The organism is Dactylosporangium sp. CA-152071 (assembly GCF_050936335.1).
GTDB lineage: Bacteria > Actinomycetota > Actinomycetes > Mycobacteriales > Micromonosporaceae > Dactylosporangium > Dactylosporangium maewongense.
In genome coordinates this window covers 3,088,710-3,112,292 of sequence record NZ_JBNJMZ010000002.1, presented here as the reverse complement: position 1 = coordinate 3,112,292, position 23,583 = coordinate 3,088,710, and the positions used below count along the sequence as shown (strand labels likewise).

At 72.7% G+C, this 23,583-nt stretch carries 19 protein-coding genes; 12 read left to right on the top strand and 7 right to left on the bottom strand.

What is annotated here, in order from left to right; translation table 11 throughout:
- Positions 1-59 precede the first annotated feature (59 nt).
- The 5 genes from ACQEVZ_RS53940 (at position 60) to ACQEVZ_RS53920 (ending at position 8,474) form a co-directional block, all read left to right on the top strand.
- Entirely contained in the window at positions 60-3,887 is a 3,828-nt protein-coding gene (locus tag ACQEVZ_RS53940) for a PA14 domain-containing protein (protein WP_433383568.1), read from the top strand.
- Positions 3,888-3,916: 29 nt separating this feature from the next.
- Positions 3,917-6,031 carry a glycosyltransferase family 2 protein gene (locus ACQEVZ_RS53935; RefSeq protein WP_433383566.1) on the top strand — a complete coding sequence of 705 codons (2,115 nt, stop codon included), beginning with the start codon at positions 3,917-3,919 and terminating at the stop codon, positions 6,029-6,031.
- Positions 6,028-7,545, top strand: a complete 1,518-nt coding sequence (locus tag ACQEVZ_RS53930) for a glycosyltransferase family 39 protein (RefSeq protein WP_433383564.1) — start codon at positions 6,028-6,030, stop codon at positions 7,543-7,545. Before ACQEVZ_RS53935 ends, ACQEVZ_RS53930 begins: the two co-directional genes overlap by 4 nt.
- Entirely contained in the window at positions 7,542-7,946 is a 405-nt protein-coding gene (locus ACQEVZ_RS53925) for a GtrA family protein (protein ID WP_344502307.1), read from the top strand. Before ACQEVZ_RS53930 ends, ACQEVZ_RS53925 begins: the two co-directional genes overlap by 4 nt.
- 87 nt (positions 7,947-8,033) lie before the next feature.
- Positions 8,034-8,474, top strand: coding sequence for a universal stress protein (locus ACQEVZ_RS53920; protein WP_344502308.1), 441 nt, complete (start codon positions 8,034-8,036; stop codon positions 8,472-8,474).
- A gap of 120 nt (positions 8,475-8,594) precedes the next feature.
- Here ACQEVZ_RS53920 and ACQEVZ_RS53915 read toward each other — a convergent pair whose 3' ends face one another.
- On the bottom strand, positions 8,595-9,173 hold the full coding sequence (locus tag ACQEVZ_RS53915) for a hypothetical protein (RefSeq protein WP_433383561.1): 579 nt from the start codon (positions 9,171-9,173) through the stop codon (positions 8,595-8,597).
- Positions 9,149-9,880, bottom strand: coding sequence for a hypothetical protein (locus tag ACQEVZ_RS53910; RefSeq protein WP_433383559.1), 732 nt, complete (start codon positions 9,878-9,880; stop codon positions 9,149-9,151). Before ACQEVZ_RS53910 ends, ACQEVZ_RS53915 begins: the two co-directional genes overlap by 25 nt.
- 86 nt (positions 9,881-9,966) lie before the next feature.
- On the opposite strand from ACQEVZ_RS53910, the gene ACQEVZ_RS53905 reads away from it, so the two are divergent.
- Positions 9,967-11,022, top strand: coding sequence for a sensor histidine kinase (locus tag ACQEVZ_RS53905; RefSeq protein WP_433383557.1), 1,056 nt, complete (start codon positions 9,967-9,969; stop codon positions 11,020-11,022).
- Positions 11,019-11,666 (top strand): response regulator transcription factor, encoded by a 648-nt coding sequence (locus tag ACQEVZ_RS53900; protein ID WP_433383555.1) that lies wholly within the window; start codon positions 11,019-11,021, stop codon positions 11,664-11,666. Before ACQEVZ_RS53905 ends, ACQEVZ_RS53900 begins: the two co-directional genes overlap by 4 nt.
- 102 nt (positions 11,667-11,768) lie before the next feature.
- Here the strand turns inward: ACQEVZ_RS53900 and ACQEVZ_RS53895 are convergent, their stop codons facing one another.
- The 3 genes from ACQEVZ_RS53895 to ACQEVZ_RS53885 form a co-directional block, all read right to left on the bottom strand.
- Positions 11,769-12,950 carry a metallophosphoesterase gene (locus ACQEVZ_RS53895; protein WP_433383553.1) on the bottom strand — a complete coding sequence of 394 codons (1,182 nt, stop codon included), beginning with the start codon at positions 12,948-12,950 and terminating at the stop codon, positions 11,769-11,771.
- 89 nt (positions 12,951-13,039) lie between these two features.
- Entirely contained in the window at positions 13,040-14,812 is a 1,773-nt protein-coding gene (locus ACQEVZ_RS53890) for a PAS domain S-box protein (RefSeq protein ID WP_433383551.1), read from the bottom strand.
- A 27-nt stretch (positions 14,813-14,839) separates the two neighbouring features.
- Entirely contained in the window at positions 14,840-15,841 is a 1,002-nt protein-coding gene (locus ACQEVZ_RS53885) for a phosphotransferase family protein (protein ID WP_433383549.1), read from the bottom strand.
- Positions 15,842-16,004: 163 nt separating this feature from the next.
- Between ACQEVZ_RS53885 and ACQEVZ_RS53880 the strand changes: the two genes are divergently transcribed.
- From ACQEVZ_RS53880 to ACQEVZ_RS53870, 3 genes are read left to right on the top strand one after another with little or no spacing between them, the layout of a single operon-like run.
- Positions 16,005-16,217, top strand: a complete 213-nt coding sequence (locus ACQEVZ_RS53880) for a hypothetical protein (protein ID WP_433383547.1) — start codon at positions 16,005-16,007, stop codon at positions 16,215-16,217.
- Between the two features lie 36 nt (positions 16,218-16,253).
- On the top strand, positions 16,254-17,966 hold the full coding sequence (locus ACQEVZ_RS53875; protein ID WP_433383545.1) for a hypothetical protein: 1,713 nt from the start codon (positions 16,254-16,256) through the stop codon (positions 17,964-17,966).
- 57 nt (positions 17,967-18,023) lie between these two features.
- Positions 18,024-19,106, top strand: coding sequence for an FAD-dependent oxidoreductase (locus ACQEVZ_RS53870; RefSeq protein WP_433383543.1), 1,083 nt, complete (start codon positions 18,024-18,026; stop codon positions 19,104-19,106).
- A 130-nt stretch (positions 19,107-19,236) separates the two neighbouring features.
- On the opposite strand, the gene ACQEVZ_RS53865 is transcribed toward ACQEVZ_RS53870, so the two are convergent.
- Both ACQEVZ_RS53865 and ACQEVZ_RS53860 read right to left on the bottom strand, forming a co-directional pair.
- A complete protein-coding gene (locus ACQEVZ_RS53865) occupies positions 19,237-20,259 on the bottom strand; it encodes a LacI family DNA-binding transcriptional regulator (RefSeq protein ID WP_433383541.1) in 1,023 nt (340 codons plus the stop codon).
- A 122-nt stretch (positions 20,260-20,381) separates the two neighbouring features.
- Positions 20,382-21,263 (bottom strand): septum formation family protein, encoded by an 882-nt coding sequence (locus tag ACQEVZ_RS53860; protein WP_433383539.1) that lies wholly within the window; start codon positions 21,261-21,263, stop codon positions 20,382-20,384.
- Between the two features lie 151 nt (positions 21,264-21,414).
- On the opposite strand from ACQEVZ_RS53860, the gene ACQEVZ_RS53855 reads away from it, so the two are divergent.
- Both ACQEVZ_RS53855 and ACQEVZ_RS53850 read left to right on the top strand, forming a co-directional pair.
- Positions 21,415-21,969: an RNA polymerase sigma factor gene (locus tag ACQEVZ_RS53855; RefSeq protein WP_433383537.1), complete on the top strand. Its 555-nt coding sequence runs from the start codon at positions 21,415-21,417 to the stop codon at positions 21,967-21,969.
- Positions 21,966-22,898: a CU044_5270 family protein gene (locus ACQEVZ_RS53850; protein WP_433383535.1), complete on the top strand. Its 933-nt coding sequence runs from the start codon at positions 21,966-21,968 to the stop codon at positions 22,896-22,898. The genes ACQEVZ_RS53855 and ACQEVZ_RS53850 overlap by 4 nt, the downstream gene beginning before the upstream one ends.
- Positions 22,899-23,583 lie beyond the last annotated feature (685 nt).

Below are 23,583 nucleotides of genomic sequence, written 5' to 3'. Positions count from 1 at the left end.
GACGACTGTGGGGTGGAATGTTGCGCAGGCATCTGCTATTTGTCGCATTGCTGACACTGGTGGCGTCATTGCTCGGCCCGGTGCCGGCCGGCGCCGCGACGCCACCCGGTTTCTCCACGCAGCTCGTCGCGGGCGTCGGGCTCGACGGCCCGTCGGGGTTCGACATCGCGCCCGACGGCCGGATCTTCATCCTCGAGCGAACCGGCAAGATCAAGATCTTCAAGGACGGGCACCTGCTGCCAGAACCCTTCGCTGACCTGCCCTCCGAGGCCTCCGGCGACCGCGGGCTGATCGGCATCGCCTTCGACCCAGGGTTCGGCGTCGCCAATCACTTCGTGTATTTCTATTACACCGGGCACGACCTGCTGAATCACCTCGTGCGATTCGACGCATCGGGCGACATCGGCACCGACGGCCCGTACACCATATTTCAGACACAATCACCGTCGCAGCTGCTGCACGTCGGCGGAAGCATCAGGTTCGGACCCGACGGAAAGCTCTACTTCGCCGTCGGCGACAACGGCTATCCACCGAACGCACAGGATCTGACCAACCCGCACGGCAAAATTCTGCGGATCAACCCGGACGGCACCATTCCGCCGGACAACCCTTTCGCGGGGCAGCCCGGAAAACTCGGTGCGATCTGGGCATACGGATTCCGCAACCCGTGGCGGTTCCAGTTCGACGGCGCCACCGGCCGGCTCTACGGCGGCGACGTCGGCGACTACACGTGGGAAGAGCTCAACCTCATCGTCAAGGGCGGCAACTACGGCTGGCCGGTCCACGAGGGCCGCTGCACCGCCGGCTGCGCCGGCTACACCGAGCCGCTGCACGCCTACAACCACGACGGCGGCAGCGGCGCGGTGACCGCCGGCCCGGTCTACCGCGGTGGCCAGTTCCCCGCCGAGTACCAGGGCAGCATGTTCTTCGGCGACTACTCGCGCGGCTTCATCAAGCAGGCGCTGCTCGACGACGCCGGGCAGATCACCCAGGTCCGCGACTTCGACCCCGACGCCGGCAGCGTCGTGGACCTGAAGGTCGCCCCCGACGGCTCGCTGTACTACCTCACGTACTTCCCCGGCCAGCTGTACCAGGTCTCCTACAGCCTCGCGGGCGGCGCGCCGGTCGTGCGGGCCCAGGCCGACCGGACGGGCGGGCCGCAGCCGCTCACCGTCCACTTCACCAGCGCCGGCACGAGCGACCCCGACGGCGACGACCTCACGTACCACTGGGACCTCGGCGACGGCAGCGGCAGCACCGCACCGGATCCGGTGAAGACCTACGCCGCCGTCGGCGTCTACCCGGTGACGCTGACCGTGTCCGACGGCCGCAACACCGTCACGTCCCGGCCGATCGTCGTGCAGGTCGGCTCCCCGCCGACGGTCCGGGTCGCCGCGCCCGCCGACGGCGCCCGCTACGACGCCGGCGACACGATCACCTACAACGCGTTCGGCACCGACGCCGCCGGCTACGACGTCAGCGACGGCGACCTCAAGACCGAGGTGTTCCTGCACCACAACACGCACGTCCACCCGTTCGTCGGGCCGCTGACCGGCCGGGTCGGCACGTTCACGATCCCCGTCACCGGCGAGGCGTCGGCCGACACCTGGTTCGAGATCAAGGTGACCGTCACCGACCGCAACGGGCTCACCAGCGCGAAGTCCGTCTTCATCTACCCGCGCACGGCGCCGATGACGTTCGCGACCAGCCCGCCGGGCCTCGGCGTGACCCTCGACGGGGTGCCGGTCCCGACCCCGTCCACGGTCCAGGGCGTGACCGGCTTCCGGCGGGAGATCGCCGCGCCGCCGACGACGCGCGACGCCGACGGCACCGTGTACCACTTCACCGGCTGGTCCGACGGCGGCGCGATCCGGCACTTCGTCACCACCCCCGCCGCCGCCACCACGTGGACCGCGACCTACGCGCCGTCGGCGCCGTTCCTCGGCGAGTACTTCAACAACCAGCAGCTCGACGGCCCGCCCGCGCTGACCCGGCAGGACCCGGTGGTCGACTTCATCTGGTCCGTCGACCCGCCCGGCCCCGGCGTGAACGCCGACCATTTCTCCGCCCGCTGGTCGAAGACCGAGTTCTTCGCCACCGGCCGGTACCGCTTCACGGTCGCCTCCGACGACGGCGCCCGGCTGTTCATCGACGACCAGGTCGTCATCGACCAGTGGCACGACCAGGGCCCGACCGCCTACGAGTACGTCGCCGACCTCGCCGCCGGGCAGCACAGGATCCGGCTGGAGTTCTACGACAACGTGGTCGACGCGAGCGCGAAGCTGACCTGGGAGACCACGCCGGACCAGCCCCGCGACACGTTCACCGCCGAGTACTGGAACACCCCCGGAGCCGGATCCGCGCCGGCCGTCCCGGCGACCGCGCCGCAGCTGCGCCGCGACGAGCCGGCCGTCGACCACGACTGGGGTCTCGGATCGCCCGACCCCGTGATCGACGCGGATCACTTCGTCGCGCGGTACACCCGCCCGCTGACGCTGACCGCCGGCTACTACGACTTCGTCACCACGTCCGACGACGGGGTGCGGCTGTGGGTCGACGCCCAGCTGGTCGTCGACCACTGGGGCGACCAGGGCGTCACCGAGTACCGGACCCGGCTGGCGCTCGGCGGCGGCGCGCACACGATCGTCATGGAGTACTACGAGAACGCCGCCGGTGCCCTCGCCCGGCTCGGCTGGAGCCGCGCCGGCGACCTGCCCCCGGCGCCCGCCTACGAGGCGAGGTACTGGAACACGCCCGGCGCCGGCTCGCAGCCGTCGATCCCGTCGCGGGCGCCGGACCTCGTGCGGGACGAGACCGCGATCGACCACCCGTACGGCGACGGCGGCCCCGGCGGCGGCATCGACACCGACCACTTCGTCGCCGTGTACACCCGCACCGACGTGCTCCCGTCCGGCCTGTACCGGTTCGCCGGCGCCAGCGACGACGGCATCCGGGTCATCGTCGACGGCGCGGTCGTCCTGGACCGCTGGCGGGAGCAGAACGAGGAGTTCACCGCCGACAAGCTGCTGCTGGGCGGCCCGCACACGATCCGCGTCGAGTACTACGAGAACGCCGCCGGCGCCCAGCTGCGGTTCGGCTACCGCCGCGTCGGCGACGTCACCTCACCACCCGGCTGGGACGGTGCCTACCACCGCGGCACCGACCTGACCGGGGCGCCGGCGGTGCAACGGCAGGACGCCGCCGTCGACTTCGACTGGGGTCTCGGCGCGCCCGGCCCCGGCGTGCCCGCCGACGGGTTCTCGGCCCGCTGGACCCGCACCGACAACCTCGCCGCCGGCGTCTACACGTTCCGGCTCCTCGCCGACGACGGCGTCCGGCTCTACATCGACGGCGTGCTCGTCCTCGACGAGTGGCGCGACCAGCCGCCGACCACGTTCGTGGTGCAGCGCAACCTCGCCGAGGGCGCCCACGTGATCGTCGTCGAGTACTACGACCGGGCCGCCGGCGCCATCGCCCGGCTCAGCTACGCCAAGACCGCCGACCCGCCGCCACCCACCCCGTGGACGGTGTCCTTCTACGCCAACCCGACCGCCACCGGGGAACCCGTCCTGACCCGGCAGGACCTGGCCGTCGACCACGACTGGGGCCTCGGTGCCCCGGCCGAGGGGCTGCCGGCCGACGGGTTCTCCGCCCGCTGGACCAGGACCGACCACCTGCCCGGCGGCACGTACCGCATCACCGCCACCAGTGACGACGGCATCCGCGTCTCGATCGACGGAGCCGTGGTGATCGACGGATGGTCCGACCACCCGCCGACCACGTACACGTTCGAAACCCCGCTGTCCGAAGGCGACCACACGGTCACCGTCGAGTACTTCGACAGCGGCGGCGGCGCACTGGCGCGCTGTTCGGTCATCCGGTTGTGAAGCTCATCGGTCGTATCGAAGGAGATCCCGTGACCCCGAAGGCCACGATCGTCATCCCTTGCAGGCATGAGGAGGAGAACGTCGGCCCGCTGATCGCCCGGTTGTCGGCGGTGCTGCACGACGCCTCGTTCGAGCTGCTGTTCGTCGACGACAGCGACGACGAGCGCACCGTCGACGCCATCGCGGCCGCCGCGGCCCGGCTGGAGCGCGACGACCTCCGCGTCCGGGTCTTCCACCGCACCGGCGGGCAGCGGACCGGCGGCCTCGCGGGCGCCGTCGTCGACGGGTTCCGGCGGGCCCGCGCGCCGAAGGCCCTCGTGATGGACGCCGACCTGCAGCACCCGCCGGAGCTGGTGCCGGCGATCCTCGCCGCCCTCGACGACCACGACCTGGTGATGGCGAGCCGCTACCGGGAGGGCGGCAGCAGCGGCGGTCTCGACGGCCCGCTGCGCCGCCTGGTGTCGACCGGCTCGACGATCCTGGCGCGGGTCGCGTTCCCGTTCGCGCTGCGCGGCGTCACGGACCCGATGACCGGATTCTTCGCGGTACGCCTGGACAAGATGGACACCGAGAAGCTCCGGTCGCGCGGGTTCAAGATTCTCCTGGAGATCCTCGCGCGGTTCCCCCGCCTCCGCCGCACCGAGCTGCCGCTGCGGTTCGCCGAACGCGTCGCCGGCACCAGCAAGGGCGACCTGCGCCAGGGACTGCTCTACCTGCGGCAGCTGCCGTGGCTCCGGCTCGTCACCTGGTTCGCCGCGCCCGCCGTCCGGTGGGGCGCGCTGCTCGGCACCGCCGCCGCCGGCACCGCCGCCCTCGCCGTGTCACCGCTGTCCGGCGCCGCCGTCCTCGCCCTGCTCGTGACCGCCGTCGCGCTGTACAACACCGTCGTCGGCGCGCTCGAGGTCCGGTGGCGCCTGTACGGCTGGCGCACCCCCGAAGCCGTCGAGCAGATGCGCTGGCCGGCCGCTGTGCCCGACGAGGCGAAGGAGCGCTTCACCATCATCGTGCCGGCGCTCAACGAGGAGTTCGTCATCGCCGGCACCCTGCGGCACCTGCTCCAGCAGGACCACGACGACTACGAGATCCTCGTGTCGCTGTGCGAGGGCGACGACGCGACCCTCGCCGAGGTCCGGCGCGTCCAGGCGCTCGACGACCCGCACGGCCGGGTCCGCACCGTCGTCCGCGCGTACCCCAGATCCAACAAGCCACGCCAGCTCAACGCCGCGCTCGCCGTCGCCACCGGCACCGTCATCGGGGTCGTCGACGCCGAGGACGACGTCGCGCCGCAGCTGCTCACCCGGGTCAACACCCTGCTCGGCCGCACCGACGCCGACGTCGTGCAGGGCGGCGTACAACTCATGACGCTCGGCACCCGCGCCCGCGACTGGTTCAAGGTCCACAACGTGATGGAGTACTTCTTCTGGTTCACCAGCCGCATGTTCTACCAGGTGCGGACCGGGTTCGTGCCGCTCGGCGGCAACACCGTGTTCATCCGGCGGCGGCTGCTCGAGCAGGCCGGCGGCTGGCCCGACAACCTCACCGAGGACTGCGCGCTCGGCGTCCTGCTCTGCACCCGGTACGGCGCCCGCGTGGTCGCGGCCTACGAGCCGGAGCTCGCCACCCGCGAGGAGGTCCCGCAGACCATCGGCGACCGCCGGGCCGGGTCCCTCTTCTGGCAGCGCGTCCGGTGGAACCAGGGCTTCCTCAGCATCCTGCTCGAGGGCCGCTGGGCGACGCTGCCCACCCTGCGGCAGCGGGTCCTCGCCGGGTACATCCTCGCGACACCGTTCCTGCAGGCCTTCTCCGCGCTGCTGCTGCCGCTGTCGATCGCCACGATCCTGTGGCTGAAGGTGCCCGTCGGCGTGGCGATGCTGATGTACGCGCCCTTCGTGCCCATCATCATCACCCTCGCGACGCAGCTCGTCGGGCTGCGCGAGTTCGCCCACGCGTACCGGCAGAAGGTGCTGTGGCGGCACTACCTCTTCCTGCTCGTCGGCGCGCCCGTCTACCAGTGGGTGCTGATGGGCGCGGCGTTCTGGGCCGTGTGGCAGCACGTCGACGGCAACACCACCTGGCACAAGACCGCCCACGGCGGCCACCACCGGCCGCTGTCCCTGTCGTCTGTGGAAGGTGCCGTCGCGTGACCGCCGTTCTCGAGATCGAGCGGAGCCCCGTCCGTGGTGCCGCCTCCGCTTCCGCCGAACCGCGCCCGTCGCGCTGGCGCACGCACCGGGCGTCGTTGCTCGTGCTCGCCCCGCTGCTCGTCCTCGCCGGGCTCGTCAACGGCTGGAACCTGCACGGCTGGCCCGGCCGCGTCAACGACGACGAGGGCACCTACGTCAACCAGGCCTGGGCGCTGCTCGACCACGGCGCCCTGTCGCACTACACCTACTGGTACGACCATCCGTTCCTCGGCTGGGCGATCATCGCCGGCTACGCGGGCCTCACCGACGGCTTCGACCGCGCCCCCAGCGCCGTCATGGTCGGCCGCGAGGTCATGCTCATCTCGGCGCTGGTCAGCTGCGCCCTGCTGTTCCTGCTCGCCAGGCGGCTCCGCTTCAGCCGCGGCTGGGCCGGTGCCGCCGTGTTCCTGTTCGCGGTCAGCCCCCTCGCGGTCTACTTCCACCGCATGGTGTTCCTGGACAACCTCGCCACCATGTTCGTCCTCGCCGCGCTCGCGGCCGCCGCGTCACCGCGCCGCAGCGTCGGCGCCGCCCTGTGGAGCGCGATCTGGTTCGCCTCGGCCGCCCTGTGCAAGGAGACCATCGTCATCCTCCTGCCGGCCCTGGTCTGGCTGCTCGTCCAGCACACCTCCCGGCGGACCCGGGTGTGGAACCTCGGCGTGTTCCTCGTGTCGTTCGGTGTCCTGGTCGCCTCCTACCCGGTGTTCGCGCTGCTGAAGAACGAGCTCCTGCCCGGCGAGGGCCACGTCAGCCTCGGCTGGGCGCTGTGGTGGCAGCTGTTCGCCCGCTCCGGCAGCGGCAGCCTCCTCGACCCGTCCTCCGGCACGTTCAGCCTCGCCAGGTCCTGGATCGACCTCGACCCGTGGCTCCTGCTGCCCGGCGTCGCGCTCATCCCGCTCGGCCTGGCCGTGCGCCACCTCCGGCCGATCGGGCTCGCCCTGCTCATCCAGGTCGTCATGATGTGCCGCGGCGGCTACCTGCCCTTCGCCTACGTCATCGCCCTGCTGCCCTTCGCGGCCCTGCTCATCGCCGGCGCCGGGGCCCAGCTCTCGGCGCGGCTGCGTGCTCCGTTCGTCGTCGCCGCCGCTGTACTGGCGGCGCTCCTCGTCCTTCCCGGCTGGGCGGCGACCCTGCGCGAGCAGGCATCCTTCGACGGCAGCGCGAACTCCCGCGCCGCGACCCGCTGGGTCGTCGACCACGTCGACCGGTCCGCGGTCGTCGTCACCGACGACTACATCTGGATGGACCTGAAGCTCGCCGGGTTCACGAAGCCGGTCTGGCTCTGGAAGGTCGACACCGACCCGGAGGTGATGACCGAGGTCCTACCGGCCGGCGTGGCCAGCATCGACTACATCGTCATGGCCGACCAGGCCGCCAGTACCCTCGCCGGCCTGCCGACCCTGCGCCGGGGCATGGAGTCCTCGACCGAGGTCGTCCGCTTCGGCGACATCATCGTCCGGAAGGTGCACCCGTGAAGTCCCTCCTGCGCATGGCCGGGTTCGGCGCCGTGGGGGCCTCCGGGGTCCTGCCCAACCTGGCCGTCATGTGGCTGCTCGTCGACCACTGGCACCTGCACTACCTGCCGGCCGCGGTGGCCGCGACCGAGGTCGCCATCTGCTGGAACTTCGTCCTCGTCGACCTCGTGGTGTTCCGCGACCGCCGCGGCCGGCACTGGGCGGGGCGCCTCGCGCGGTTCGTGGCCCTCAACAACCTCGACCTGGCCGTCCGGCTGCCGCTGCTCGCGCTGCTCGTCTCATGGGCGGGCGTCGACGAGCTCGCCGCCAACCTGGTGACCCTCGTCCTGGCCTTCGCCCTGCGCTTCGCCGTCACCAACCGCTTCATCTACCGCCCCGCCCCACTCCCGGAGTCCGCCTGACAACTGTCGCTTCGCCGCTCCTTTTGACACCTGCCGTGCCGCGGCCCCCGGATGCGCATCCGCCGGGTGCTGCGGCATGCTGGTGCCGTGGTCTTCGAACTCGGCACCGACGGCCCGAAGGTCATCGTCGTCGGCGTCGACGGCTCGGACCCGTCCCTGCGCGCCGGTGCCTACGCGGCAGGTCTCGCCCGCAGGCAGGGCGCCCGGCTCGTCGTGGTCTACGTCGCCGGCGCGCCCACCGCGAGTCTCTTCGTCGCCGGCGCGGCCGCCGCCGTCGAGCAGGCCATCACCGACGCCACCGAGGACATGCGCCGCCAGGTCGAGGCCGGCTCCGTCCACGCCGGCATCCGCGCCGAGTTCGTGGCCGCCCGCGGCGACCCGTACTCCGAACTCGTCCGCGTCGCGACCGAGCTGCGCGCCGACGCCGTGGTCGTCGGCGCCTCCTCCCGCCTCGGCCACCGCTTCGTCGGCTCCCTCGCCGTCCGCCTCGTCAAGTCCGGCAAGTGGCCCGTCACCGTCGTCCCCTGACCCCCACACCGGGGTGATCACCGCGCAGGAACCACATGGCCGCGATGCGGAGCGTCGGGTCCTCCCCGGGCTCTCCGATCGTCCGGACGAGATGCCGCACGCCCTCAACGGTCGCCGGAGTCAGGTTCGCCGGTCGATCGTCCGCGTCGGCTCGCCGCCGGCGACACGGCCCTTGCGGTGGAACTGCCGCCAGAACGCGCGGTCCTCGTCGTCCGCGGGCGCCTCATCGGGGGCGAACAGCGCCAGCGCCTCCTCGACACGGCCCTGGTCGACCAGGAGCACGGCCAGCCTGGCGGCGGTCCACGCGGAGCCGTCGATGGACTCCAACGTCCGGATCGCCTCGCCGGGGCGACCCGCGAGCACCAGAAGGTCGGCCAGCTTCGAGCTCCCGTACCAGGTGCCACCCTCGTGGTGAGCGCGCAGCTCGGCGATCGCCTGCTCGACCCGCCCCGAGCGGGCGAGCACCTCGACGCGCTCGAACAGCAGCTCGATCCACATGCCGCCGCAGTGCGCCGCGAGGTCGTCGACCGCCGCGAGCGCCTCGTCCACCCGCCCTTGACGCTCCAGCAGCGTGGCGAGCACCGCCGTGGCGTTCCAGGACCACACGGAACTGTCGGCCTCGAGCTGCTCGCGTACCAGCGCCGTGAGGTCGCCGTCGTAGCCGTGCCCCTCGGTCAGCTCCACCAGCGCGTCGAGCACTGCGTCCGCAGCGCTGATCGCGCCGGACGAACACGACGCTGTGGCGTGGTTCGAGGCGTCCGACCTTGACAGCCTGCGGCTCGCCCACGAGTTGTACCTCTCGTGCGGTGCCTGACGTGGGGGCGATGCCGGGCCCGGCGGCGTCGGTGGTAGGCGTACGTGACGACGGCGAGGAGCGGCCCCCACAGCAGCAGGGGCAGGTAGCAGATGTAGAAGGTCGTGGTCGACCAGACTCCCTGCCGGGTGGGGAAGTCCGGGGGAGTCGGGGCGCCTCCCAGTGTGACTCCACGGAAGATGGCGACGAAGGCGGCGGTCCACAGTACCGTCAGGAACGCGGCGGCGGCCGTCGCGGGAATGACGGCGAGCAGTGCCGGCACGGTCCGGCCACGGAGCCAGGGAATCCAGCGCGGGAATCGTTCCCCCCAGGAGGCGACGAGTCCGACGGCGGTGAACGCCACCAGCTCGGCCGCGATCGACAGGCAGACGACGTACACCTTCACGCCGGGGCCGCCGCCGTGCAGGAGCGTGGCCGGAAGGCGCCAGAGGCTGGAGGGCAGGACGACGAGCGGCACCGCGTACGCGGCGATGCTCGCCCAGCGGGGAGCTCCGGCGACAGGGGCGTGCGCGGCCCGCCACGCGGCACGCAGCCGCCCGGTGGGCATCGGCGGCGGGACGGCGACGCCGCCTGATCGATCGATCTCGGCCATGCGATGACGGTAGGAACGGCCTGGCTGGGCCACCTCCCCCTGGCGAGGGAGTGCGCCGTCCGGAGGGTGGGCTACCGTCGGTCGTCGTGAAGCGCCATGCGGTCCGAGCCGTGCGGGCTGGGGTCTACCAGCTGCTGGGTGCCGCGCTGCTGACGCCGGCGGCGGTGGCGCTCGGCCTGCCGATCCTGGTGGAGCTGACACCGCAGCGGGTGCTGGCGTGGTGGGCGGCGTGCCTGCTCGCCGCGGTGCTGCTGGCCGTGACGCCGTTGTTCCGGCGTCTCGAGGTGACCGCACTGTCCGAGCTGCTCGACGTCGACGTGCCCAGACGGGCCGACCCCGTCTACCTGATGGCGCTGACCAGCCTGCATCTGTACGGGGGCGCCACGCTCAGCGCAGGTCTGGTGGCGCTGTCGCCCGAACTCGTTCGCGCCGCCGGACTGCGGCGCGGCGCGCCGGGCGACTCGGCCGAGGTGCTCCTGGCCGCCGTCGCCATCCTGGCCGCGATGGTCGTCGCGGGATTCGGCCAGCGCTGGGCGGCGCGCCGGCTGCTGCGCACCGAGCCGTCACGCGTGGTCGACCAACTCGGCCGCCGCCAGGCCCTCGCCATGGAACTGCACGACGCCGTCGGCCATGCGCTCAGTGTCGTCCTGGTGCAGGCGATGGCCGCCCAGTCCGCGCTGCAGCGGCCGGATCCCGCCGCTGCCGTCCAGTCACTCGAGCACGTGACGGCAACCGCCCGGCACGCCCAGCAAGACCTCGACGTGCTGCTCGGCGTGCTCGACGACGGCGTCTCCGCCCAGACCCCGACGCTGGAAGCCCTCGGCATGCTCACCAGCGGCCTCGACGTGCACACCAGCGTCGGCGACGTGCACAAGGTCCCGGCCGCACCGTCGCGGGCGGCCTTCGCGATCGCCCGGGAAGCCCTCACCAACGCCCTGCGGCACGGGCGCAGCCCGGTGACACTCGACCTCGCCGTCGGCACCGACCTGGTGCTGACCGTGGACAACGCGACCGTGGGGACGCCCGGTGGGCCAGGCCGCGGTCTGACCGGGATGCGCATGCGCGCCCGCCTGGCCGGCGGTACATGCACCTGGCAGGAGGTGGACGGAACGTGGCGCGTCCAGGCGAGGCTGCCGCTGTGATCCGCGTGGTGCTGGCCGACGACGAGCGGCTCATCCGTGCGGGATGGACCACCATCCTCTCCCACCACGACGACATCGACGTGGTGGCCGAGGCGGCCGACGGCTGCGAAGCCGTCGAGGCCGGCGTCGGCGCGGACGTGGTGCTGATGGATGTCCGCATGCCGCGCATGGACGGCCTCGCCGCCACCCTGGAACTCGCCCGCCGCGCCCCGGCGACGCGGGTGATCGTGGTCACCACCTTCGAGAACGACCAGCTCGTCTGGGGTGCGCTGCGCGCCGGTGCCGCCGGCTACGTGCTCAAACGCGCGCCGGCCCGGGAACTGGTGGACGCCATCCGGTTCGTGCACACACGTGATGCGGTGCTCTTTCCCGACGCGCTGCGCCGCATCGCCGCCCCTCGCGCCGGCACGGCCCGATCCAGCCCGGTGACCGGGCTGACCCCCCGCGAACTGGACGTCCTGCGCCACATCGCGCTCGGGCAGAACAACGCGGAGATCGCGGCCGCTCTGCACGTCACCAGGGAGACCGTCAAAACGCACGTGGGCAACGTCCTGGACAAGCTCGGCGCCCGCGACCGCACCCAGGCGGCGGTCCTCGCCTACGAGTTCGGCCTCGTCTTTCCCGGCACCCATCACCAAGGTTAGGGCTGCCGGGCGTCCTGGACCGCCGCCTCGACCGCCGCCTACCGCGAGCGGTTCGGCGTCGGGCCGCCCGCGCTGCACGAGCGCGGGCGGCGGTGGGTGCGGTCAGGCGCGGCGCAGGGTCAGCTCGGTGATCTCGCTCGGGGCGAAGATGCGGAACGGCGGGCCCCAGAAGCCGGTGCCGCGGCTGGTGTAGAGCTGGGTGCGCGCGCCGTGGCGGGTCAGGCCCTGCACGACCGGCTGGTCGAGGCGCACCAGGTAGTGGAACGGCCACATCTGGCCGCCGTGGGTGTGGCCGGACAGTTGCAGGTCGATGCCGTGCGCGATGGCGTCGTCGACCTGCTTCGGCTGGTGGGCCAGCAGCAGGACCGGCAGGTCGGGGTCGGTGCCGGCGAGGGCGGTCGCGTGGTCGGCGCGGTGGCCCGCCAGGCCGGTGCCGGCGGCGGTACGGTCGTCGACGCCGGCCACGACGAGGCGGTCGCCGCCGCGCTCGACGACCAGGTGCCGGTTGTGCAGGGCCTCCCAGCCGAGCTCGCCCATCCGCTGCAGCCAGCCCTCGGCCTCGCCGTAGTACTCGTGGTTGCCGGTGACGTACACGCGGGCGTAACGGGCCTTGACGTCGCCGAGCGGGGCGGCCTGCTCGGTGCGCTGCGCGACGGTGCCGTCGGCGATGTCGCCGGTGTGGGCCACGATGTCGGCGTCCAGGGAGTTGACGACCTCGGTGACGCCGCGGGACCAGCGGGCCCGGTCGATCGGGCCGTAGTGCGTGTCGGTGAGCAGGACGACCTTCAGCCCGTCCAGTCCGGCGCCGAGGCGGGGGATCGCGACGTCGACCCGGCGGACCCGCGGCACCTTCATCGCCTCGACGTAACCCCACAGCAGCAGGCCGACGGCGACGACACCGGTGAAGCCGGCCACGATCCGGGAGCGCAGCGGGTCGCCGACGCCACCGGCGAGCAGGCCCAGGCGCAGCAGGTCGCCGGCGACGGCCCACACGAAGAGCTGCCACATCACGCCGAGGGTGGTGTCGGCGACGCGCGACGCCCAGTCCACGTGGCGGCGGCCGTGGCCGAGCATCATCAGCACCGGGAACGCGACGGCGGCGCCGGCGAACAGGACGGTGCCGGTGACGCGGACGCCGAGGGGCCACGCGTTGCCGGACAGCACCAGCGACCACCACGGCACGCCGAAGAGCAGCGCCAGCACGGTGGTGAGCGTCAACGCGAAGAGCACGGGGCGCAGCAGCGACCGGCGCCGCGCGACTGGGACCGCTTCAGTGGTAGCCACACTTCAGCATGGCACGCAGTGCCATCACCCGACCAAAGCGCGGCCGGGCGAACCTGTGATCCGTCACAGGTCACACGAACTGGAGCCGACTACTGGTACTTGCGGGATGAATTGTCCCGGTTCGCCGCGCCCGGGGTGGCCTCCCAGTGACGGCGCAGCACCTCCAGCTCGTGCCGCCGCTGCTCCGTCACGTCGCGCATCGTGATGACCAGGCCGCGGACGAGCCGGTCGTCGCGCAGGTCGCGGAAGCGGACCTCGACCAGCACCCGGGTCCCGTCGGGGCGGCGCAGGCTCCACGTGTCGCGGGTGCCGTCCCGCCCGCCGACGAGGGCCACCCCCAGCGTCGCGTCGACCTGCTGGCGGTCGTCGGGCGCCACGATCTCCCGCAGCGTCGCGAACGGCGTCGGCCGGATCCCCAGCAGTTCCGTCACCGACGGGCTCGTGTAGCGGATCCGCTCGTCGTCGTCGAGGACGATCACGACGTCGTTGGTGTACTCGGCGACGGCCCGCAGGTAGTCGTCGCTGTCGCGGCGGCTCGCGGCCTCGGTGAGCGCGATCCGGGCGAGCGCGAGCGCCGCCTGGCCGGCGAGCACGGTCACCGCGTCCTGCACGGTCCGCAGGTCCCTGCGCTCGGCGGCGATGTACAGCACGGCCGCGTCGAGCGGGCAGATCAGCACGTCACCGAACTCGCCGAGCCGCTCCTGCCACAGCGGCGGCGTCGCGCCGACGGGCACGATCCGCGGCGCGGACAGCTCGTTGAGCGGCAGCAGGTCGGTGAGGCTCGAGTCGACGACGATGATGTGCGGCGTGTCGGCCGGCAGCAGCTCCCGGACCGCGGTCCGCACGGCGACGGCGACCGCGCCAGCGTCGGTGACGCTGACCAGGACCGTGCCCGCGTGCCGCAGGGTCCGCTCGCGGCGCAGCCCTTCCGCGTGGTGCCGGACGGCGTCGTTGAGCCTGGTGACGAGGAGCGCGAGGGTGATGCCGGCGACCGCCGCGATCATCGGGCCGTCCTGCACGGTGCCGGTCAGCGCCTGCGCCAGCAGGACCAGCGGCGCGAACGCGACGGCGCCGAGCAGCCACGGCATGCCGAGCCCGCGGTCAGGGGTGTCCGCCGTCGTGGGGGCGGTCGGGGGAGCGGTGAGCCGGGCCATCGACGGCAGCAGCGCCGCCGCGCCCCAGCACGCGTAGAGCACAAGGTATGCGGCGTCGGCGGGCCCGCCGGGTGCCAGCCCGTCGCGGGACTGGGCGAGGCCGTACGCCACGTCACCGATGAGCATCCCGGCGGCGCCGGCGGTGAGCAGGATCGCGGAGGGGTTGCGCGGCGCCGCGCGGGTCAGCCGGACCGTCACGACCAGCACGACGACGTCGCCGAGCGTGTACGCCGCCTGGATCGACCACTCGGTCCCGGTCATCCCGTCGGCGGAGAGCCTGGGGCCGACGATGAACACCCAGCCGGCCAGCAACGCGGCGCTGGCGAGGGCGAGCAGGTCGAGCAGGCCGGCCCGGCCGGCGAGCGTCGACGAGGCGCGGGTCAGCCCGATCAGCGCGGCCGCCACGAACGGGAACATCGCCAGGTAGCACAGGTCGACGAGGGGCGGCGGGTCGGCGGCGGTGTCCACGACGAGCCCGAAGAGGGAGTCGCCGGCCGTCATCGCCGCGAGCGCGGCGGCGAGCGCCCACCACGGCCCGGGGCGCCGCGGCCGGTTCCGCCGTACCCCGAGCAGCACGGCCCCGGCGCCGCACAGGCCGATCCCCGCCCAGGCGACGGAGTCGAGCTCGGGCGCGATGAACAGCGTGCAGGCGAGCACCGCCATCAGCGCGCCATACGCCGCGGCGATCAGGACCTGCCGTCTACCCATCGACATCCTTACCGTATGTAGCGTCCTCTATACCACACTGTGGCCGACCGGACCTAGGTCCCGGTGGTCGGCGAGCAGCTGCGGCGTCACCCACTCGCGCCGCCCGCGCGCCTCCTCGCCGGTGATGCCGCGGCTGGGCATCTCGGCGAGCAGCAGCACGGAGAACTGCATCCGGTACAGCATCAGCCGCAGTCGCTGCGACGGCGTGAACGTGTGCGGCGTGGCGCCGTAGTACCCGCGCAGAACCGGGTGTTCGGGCAGCTCCTCCATCCTCCGGCCGATCGCGGTGGACACGAAGTCGTACAGCGGGTCGCCCCAGAAGTACCGCTCCCCGTCGACGAGACCGGTGAGCCGGGAGGCGGAGCCGCCGGCCTCGCACAGCACGTTGCCGTCCCACAGGTCGAAGTGCACCAGCGCGGGCCGCTCGACCTCGGCGAGGACGCCGGCGTGCCGCTCGATCGTGGCGAGCACCTCGTCGGCCGGCACCGGCAGCGCCACCTCCCAGTCGGCGGCGTCGGCGAGCAGGTCGGCGGTCATCGCGGTGAACGCCGCCGCCCACGTGGCCCCGGACGCCCGGCCGTCGCCCTCGTAACCGAAGTGCGGGCCGGTCACCCCGTGCAGGTGCCGCAGCGCCACCCCGAGCTGCTCGCGCACGGCCTCGCCGGCGGTCTCGTCCGGCAGCTCGGTCAGCGGCCGGCCCGGCAGCAGCCCGACGACCACCACGTCGTCGTCCGCGTGCAGCACCGGCGGCACCGGTACGTGCGCGGTGTTCGCCGCCACCGTCCGGTAGTACTGCGCCTCGGCCGCGATGACGCCGCGCTCGTACCGCAGCAGCGGCACCTCCGGCGTCGGCCCGACCTTCGCCACCACGTCCCGCCCGTCGTCCAGCGTGGCCCGCCACACCGCGGCGAACGTCCCGCCGCTCAACGTTCCACAGTGGACGACATTCAGGCCGGCCCGCTGCCGCAGCAACGCGGTCACGTCGCCGGCGGTCAGGAGGCGCTGGGTGGGGCTGGGGGCGTGAGGCACCCCAACACTCTAGGCGAGCGGCGGGGGTCGTGATCAACACGCCGTCAACATAGGCGTTGATCATTGGATCTGTTAAATCCTGTATTGACAAGCATTGGGGGTGGTGTAAACGACCTTGCAGGCCATAGCGTGCACGAAACGCCTGACTCAATGGGGAGGCCAAGTGAGGAAAAGGCTAGCGAGTCTCGCTGTCGCCGGGTTGGTGGGCGCGGCGCTGGTGGCGCTGCCGCAGAGTCCCGCCGCGGCGGCACCGTCCAAGGAGCTCAGCGACGGCATCAAGCGCCAGCTCGCCGCGGGGGTCCAGGTCGTGCCGAAGCAGCAGGCCACGCTGAAGGCCCCGGCCGGCGCCGTCAACCCCTACACCGCCCTGCTGTAGGATCCCAGCAAGGTCGACAAGTACTACTGGTCCGAGGTGGCCAAGCAGCAGGCGGCCGCACGGGCCAACCTGAAGAAGAACTCGCTGACGGCGGCGGCGACGTCGCCGTTGCTGCACGACGAGGCCGAGCCGCGCGGGACGTTCGGGTCCAACGACAGCCACGCCACAGCGGAGCTGGTCAAGGGCTTCGGCACCGCCAAGAAGCTGAACAACCGGGCCCGCGTGCTCGGGCAGCTGTCGCCGGAGACGGTCAGCCCGACCACGGTCTCCGCGCCGGCCGAGGACAACGGGGCCATCCCGATCGCGTCGGACCTGCTGCTCGGCGCCGGCCGCCGGGGCATCTCGACCAGCGGCGACATCGGCGACGGCCCGCACGGCAGCGCCGGCGACGACACCGGCGACTTCGACTTCATCAAGGTGACCGCGCTCGCCGGGCAGCAGCTGCTCGCCGGCACGGACACGCCGAGCGGGCCGCTGGACACGGTCATCGGCCTGTACGACGCGACCGGCGAGCTCGTCGGCACCGACGACGACGGCGGACCGGGGCTGGACAGCCTGCTGGACTTCACGTTCACCACCTCCGGCACCTACTACCTGCTCATCTCCGGATTCGGCACCGGCACGGTGTTCCCCGCCGACCCGTTCGACTCCGGCAGCGGGCTCGGGTCGGGCAGCGAGGGCCCGTACCTGCTCACGGCCACGCTCGCCTTCCCCGACCGCGACTTCTACGCCGTCGACCTGCTCGCCGGCGACGTCCTCGGCGGTTCGGTGACCGGCGTCGGCACCCGGCTGACCGTCCGCGACCCGTCCGGCCGGATCGTCTTCGGCTCCGAGCAGGACGCCAGCTTCATCTACGCGCCCAGCTCGCCGCTGCCCGGCGGCGGCAACGCGGTCGTGTCGCAGGTCGCGGCGACCTCCGGCCGGTTCACCGTGGAGGTGGGCGGCAACGCCGGCCTGTACGACATCACCCTCGAGGCCTATCGCCCCGGCCCCGAGGCGCAGGACAACGGCACCGTCCAGACGCTCTTCCTGGACTTCGACGGCGCCCGGATCAACACCGCCATCTTCGGCGGCCCCGGGGTGCGCACCCTGTCGCCGCTCGCCGGGTTCCTCGGCAAGTGGGGGCTGAGCGCCGCCGACGAGAACAAGGTGATCAACGAGGTCATCGCGGCGGTGAAGGAGAACATCATCACCGACATGAAGGAGCGCGGCACCGACCCGCGCTTCGGGCTGAAGATCCTCAACAGCCGCGACAACCCGGACCCGTTCGGCCAGCCGAACGTGCACCGCATCGTCGTCGGCGGCACGATCGCCGAGTCGGGCATCGACACCATCGGCATCGCGCAGTTCATCGACCCGGGCAACTACGCCACCGAGGACAGCGCGATCGTCCTGCTCGACGTCCTCAGCGACCCGAGCGGCGCGGCCTCGCTCAACACGTACATCACCCCGGCCAGCAACAAGATCAAGTTCATCGGCCGGGCGCTGGGCAACGTCATCACGCATGAGGCGGGTCACCTCTACGGCAACTTCCACACCGACCCGCTGAACTCCACCCCCAACCTGATGGACGCCGGCGGCGCGTTCCCCGGCCTCTTCGGGGTCGGCCCGGACAACATCGGCGGCACCGCGGACGACTTCGACTACGACTTCGGCGACGACGAGTTCTTCCCGAACGAGGGCCTCGTCGGCGTCGAGGACACCCTGAACACTGCGGCCTGGGGGCTCACCAAGGGCAAGGCCAAGTGACGCGTTAGCTGTCTCACCTCGCGGAACATCCGCGTCCGCGGCGGGGTTCTCCTCGTCGTGGACGCGGATGTGGTGGTGATCGGCGCCGGGCAGGCGGGCCTCTCGGCCGCGTACCACCTGCGCCGGCTCGGCCTGGACCACGTCGTGCTCGACGCCGACGCCACACCGGGCGGCGCCTGGCAGCACCGCGCACCGTCCCTCGACGCGTCCTCACTGCACCGGATCTTCGACCTGCCGGGCCTGCCGTTCACCCCGCCGTCCTCGGGCTCCGCGGCTTCCGTCGTCGCCGCGTACTTCGCCGACTATGAGCGACATTTCGGACTCGACGTGCGGCGTCCGGTGCGGGTCCTCTCGGTGTCGCGCCCGTCCTCCTCGTCGGGTTTCGTCGTCGGTACGACCGGCGCCCCGTTCCACGCGCGAGCCATCGTCAACGCGACCGGCACCTGGACGCGCCCCTACATCCCCACCTATCCGGGCACCTTCGCCGGGCGGCAGCTGCACTACGCGGCGTACCGCGGCCCGGCCGAGTTCGCCGGCCTGCGGGTCATCGTCGTCGGCGGCGGCAACTCCGCGGTCCACGTCCTCTCCGAGCTGCCGGGCGTCGCCGCCTCGGTCCGCTGGGTGACCCGCCGCCCGCCCGTCTTCCACGACGGCGAGTTCACCGAGGACCACGGCCGCGCCGTGATCGCCTCGGTCACCGCCAGGGTCACGGCCGGCCTGCCACCCGCCAGCGTCGTGAGCGTGACCGGCCTCGGGTATACCACCCTCGTCCGCGCCGCCCTCGCGAAGGGCGCCCTGGACCGGCACCCGATGTTCGACCGCCTCGTTTCCACCGGCGCCATGTGGGGCACCACCTTCGAGCCCGCCGACGTCATCATCTGGGCCACCGGCTTCCGTGCCGCCCTCACCCACCTGGCCCCGCTCCACCTGCGAGAGCCGGGCGGCGGCATCCGCATGACCGGCACCGCCACCACCCGCGAGCCACTCGTCCACCTCATCGGCTACGGCCCCTCCGCCAGCACCGTCGGCGCGAACCGCGCCGGCCGCGCCGCCGCCCTCTCCCTTGCTGCTGTAATTCCCCCCACCGGCGGAGACGCTCACCCACACCTCGACCCGCAAGCGGCGCACAGCCGCGCGTGACGCGCCGGCCGGGACTGCGCGCCGCATCCGGTGGTCGCCACCCGCCGCTTCCTCGATGGCCCGCCGGCGATCTCGGCGCACCACGCCGCGGGCGCTCCCTCCACACCCTGCCCGTTCGCGGCCGGTGGGACTACCGCGGCCGGGGTGGGGCGATGGAGGCGCGGGAGCGCAGGGGCATGTCGACGAGGTGGGTGCCGGGCTCGCGGTCCGGGTCCAGCAGGAGCTCGACGGCGCGGCGGCCGAGCTCGAAGTGGGGGAGGGCGACCGACGTCAGCTGCGGCCGCAGCCACGACGCCAGATCCGAGTCGTCGAAGGAGACCACCGACAGGTCCTCCGGGATGCGCAGCCCCGCGGAGGCGGCGGCCTGGTAGGCGCCCATGGCGAGCCGGTCGTTGAGACAGATCAGCGCCGTCACGCGCGGGCCGCCGGCGAGGAAGGCGCGGACGGCGTCGTACGCGGGCTCCGGCCACCACGAGCACTCGACCGTCCCCGCCACGCGCAGGCCGGCGGCGGCCAGTGTCTCGTCGATGCCGGTGCGGCGGTTGCGGGCGGCGTACACGTGAACGGCCGACTCGCCGACGATGTGGATGCCGCCCGTGTGACCGGCGGCCAGGAGCGCCGACGCGGCCGAGCGGCCCGCGGCGAGCTCGTCGGGGACGACACTGACGGCACTGACGGCACGGCGGCCGCCGGTGACGCAGTTGACGAGGACGACGGGATGGCCGCGCAGGGCCGACGGGATGCGGATCTCGCGGGTGTACATCGCGGCGTAGAGAAATCCGTCGACGCCACGATCGAGCATGTCCTGGATGAGCCGCTGCTCGGTGGCGGGGTCGCCCTCGGTCTCGCCGATGAAGAGCAGGTGCTGGCGGGTCAGCGCGGTGGCGGTGCTGCCCCGGATGATCTCGCCGGCGAACGCGTCGGTGGCGATCGTGTCCGACACGAGGCCGATGGTCTGCGTGACGCGGGTGCGCAGGCTGCGGGCGGTCAGGTTGGGCCGGTAGTCCAGCTCGCGGGCGGCGCGCAGCACGCGCTGCTCGGCGTCGGCGGAGATGCGCATGTCGCGGCGGCCGGTGAGCACGAACGAGGCGGTCGTGCGCGAGACGCCGGCGCGCCGCGCGACGTCCAGCAGCGTCACCCGACCGGCCGTCATCCGCCCCCATCCAAGACGAACCCCTTCCAGCACAGCGATGCCGGGGACCAGTCTGCCGCAAAACGAGCGCACGGTCTGACCGGTGTCACCGTCCGGAGGGACGTCGACGCTGCTGAATGCGCTCAGATGGCTTTGCTGCCGTTGCCCTTCAACGTGCGGCTGATCTTCTTCGGCAGCAGCACGAAGCAGTGCGCGCTGTGGTTGCCGGCGCCCCACTCCTGCGCGTTCACGGCGACCAGCGGGTACCAGTAGCGCGCCTTGGCGCTCGCGAGCGGGTTGATGGCGCCGCCGGTGTAGCTGCGGATCTGGTCGACGCACGCCGTGTCGAACGCCGCCTTCGACGCGTCCCGGCTGGCCGGGTACGTGCCGGACTTCGACGCGATGAGCCCCATGAACTCCGCGTCGTGGGGTGTGGTGCAGGCCACCGGCGCCAGGTCGCTCCAGCTGTCGATGCCGCCGACGAGGGCCATGCACCCGTACAGCCGCTCGCTGCCGGCCCGCAGGCTGCCCTGCAACGACGCGGTCCCCTCCTCGAAGTAGCCGTCGTGGCTCTTCAGCGCCGCCACGTCGCACCGGAAGAACCTCGCGCCGCCCCGCCACTGGGTGGTGGTCGGCGGGTACACGAGCAGCCGCGCCCTGCCGAGCTTCCAGGACCCGCCGAGGAACTTCGTGACCTCGGCCTCGCACGCGGCGTAGGTGTCGGCGATCTTGTCCAGCGTCGGCGGCGCCTCGGCGTCGGCCGTGGCCCCGGTGAAGTGCCCGACGTGCACGGTCTCGCCCATGTGCGAGCCGCTGCACGGCGCCGCGACCGTGGCGATCGGCACCGTCACGATGTCGTCGACGGTCGGGGTCGAGGTGCTCCAGCAGTCGCCGACCTTCGGTTCGGGCACCTTCGCCTCGGGGATCATGGCCCATCCGTTGACGAGGTCCTTGTCGACCCCGGCCGGCACGCCGGCCGAGCAACCCGTCACCGCCGCCAGCAGTACCACCGCGACAGCTACCATCCGTGATCGCACCACGTCAATGCCTCCCCCGCGAACGTGCGCGGTGTGCAGTGTGTCAGCAGTCGATCAATCCCACAAGCGAGAAGAATTCGTGCCGTGGGGGAGGGAACCCGGCGCCGGCCGCGGACAGGTACCAGGTGTGACAGCTGAAATGCGGGTCCGGATCCGGGCCGGGGACGCCGACGCCTTCGGCGCGCTCTTCGACGAGCACGCCGACGCGGTGCACCGGCACGCCGTGTGGAGCACCGGCGACCCGGCGCACGCCGAGGACGTGGTGTCGCTGACGTTCCTGGAGGCGTGGCGGATCCGCGAAACCCTGCACCCCGACGGCGGCAGCCTGCGCCCGTGGCTGCTCGGCATCGCGACCAACGTGCTGCGCAACCGCCGGCGCGCGGCCCGCCGGCACCGGGACGCGCTGAGCCGGCTCCCGCTGCGCGACACCGTCCCGGACTTCGCCGACGAGGTGATCGCCCGGATGCACGACGCCGACCAGCTGGCCGCCGCTGTGGCGGCCCTGCGGGCGCTGAGCCGGGCGGACCGGGAGGTGTTCCTGCTCTGCGTGTGGTCGGAGCTGGACTACGCGTCGGCGGCCGAGGCCCTCGGCGTCCCCGTCGGGACCGTGCGCTCCCGGCTGTCACGGGCCAGGACCCGGCTGCGGGCCCTGACACAGCAGCCGGACTCCGTCGAGCAGGGAGAGCACCGATGAACGACCAGACCACCCCCGCCGCCCCGCCCGTGCCCGTCCTGCCCGCGGCCCGCCGGCAGGCGCTGCGGCACCACCTGGTGAACGAGATCCACCGGCCGGCCCGGCGCTCCCGGCGGGCGCTGCTGCTCGTGCCGGCGGGCGTGCTCGCCGTCGTCCTCGCCGGCGGCGTGGTCGCCTATTCGCTGGCCCCGGTCAGCGCGCCGCTGGTCGTCACCGTCGCCCAGGGCGACCACGGCGCCGCGACGCTGCTGCTGCAGCGGATGGCCGCGGCGGCGACCGGCGAGCCGGGCCCCTCGCCCAGCGGCGGCGAGTACCTCTACGTCAAGAGCCGGGTCGCGTACTCGGAGGTGGGCAACGGCCCGGCCCGCCTCCAGCCGGTGCACGAACGGGAGATCTGGATCCCGCTCTTCCACCGCGGCGACGGCCAGGTCCGCCAGCCGTTCTACGACGTGCCGCTCATCGGCGCCATCCCCTCGACGCGGAAGCTGCCGGACATGACACCCAACGCGCAGGCCGTCGACCTGCCCGCCGACCCGGACGAACTGCTGGCGAAGCTCTACGAGCGGCACACCGGCCAGGGCTACGACCCGGACAGCGCGGTGTTCACCGCGATCGGCGACATCCTGCGCGAGTCCCTCGTCCCCCCACAGATCAGGTCCGCCCTGTACCGCGCCGCGGCGAAGATCCCAGACGTCGAGGTGGTCCGCGGCGTCACCGACGCGGCCGGCCGCCCAGGCATCGCGGTCGCCCACACCGACCAGAGCTGGCGCCATGAATGGATCTTCGACGAGCGCACGTACGACTACCTGGGCGAGCGCAGCTACCTCGTGCAGGACACCGTCGACGGCCCAGCCGGCACGGTCCTGGGCATGTCAGCAGTCACCCAGCGAGCCGTCGTCCCCGACCTCGGCGCCCGCCCGAAGCACTAGCCCCGGCCCAGGGCCGGCCGCGGCGCTTGGTGCCGTGTTCCCGAACGTCGGCGAGGGTTTTCTGTCGTACCCCTGTGCTTGAGTGTCGGTGTGCCTCGACGCCGCGCCGCTCACGCTCCAGGGTCGCCCGCCGTCGTGGCTGCGCCTGGACCGCACCGGGCCCCATCCGCTGGAGCAGGCCAGCTCGGCGACACTGCTGTGAGGGCGACCGGTTGTGGGCGGGGGGTGACTGCTGAGGCCACGCATCACCACGTACGCGCCCGGCACAGGCCCCGGTCTCCGGCCAGGTCACCGACGGGCCGATCTCGGTGCCATCCCACCGCCGACGAGGGGCAGTGCGGCGGCGGCGATCATCGCGCGGCGGTCGTCGGGGGCCGCCGCCGGGACCGGCCCTGACGGGCATGGGCTGCTCGTCTCCGGCCGCGCGGTCCACCCCGAGCATCGCATGCACCTGGCCGACACGAAACACGGCCGCCGCGCGACCGCGCCCCGAAGCCGGTTGTGCGTGAGCCGCGGCGGTGGCTTCCCGGTGCTGGGGCTGTCCTGGCGTGACCCTCGCCTGCTTCCACCACACGGGACCGGCCTCTACTAGCGGTGACAGCCTGGGCGCCGGGCACTTGGGTGTGCGTGGGTCGCGGTGGTGGCGTCCCGGTGTTGGGCTGGCCGGCGTGGTCCCCGCAGGCTT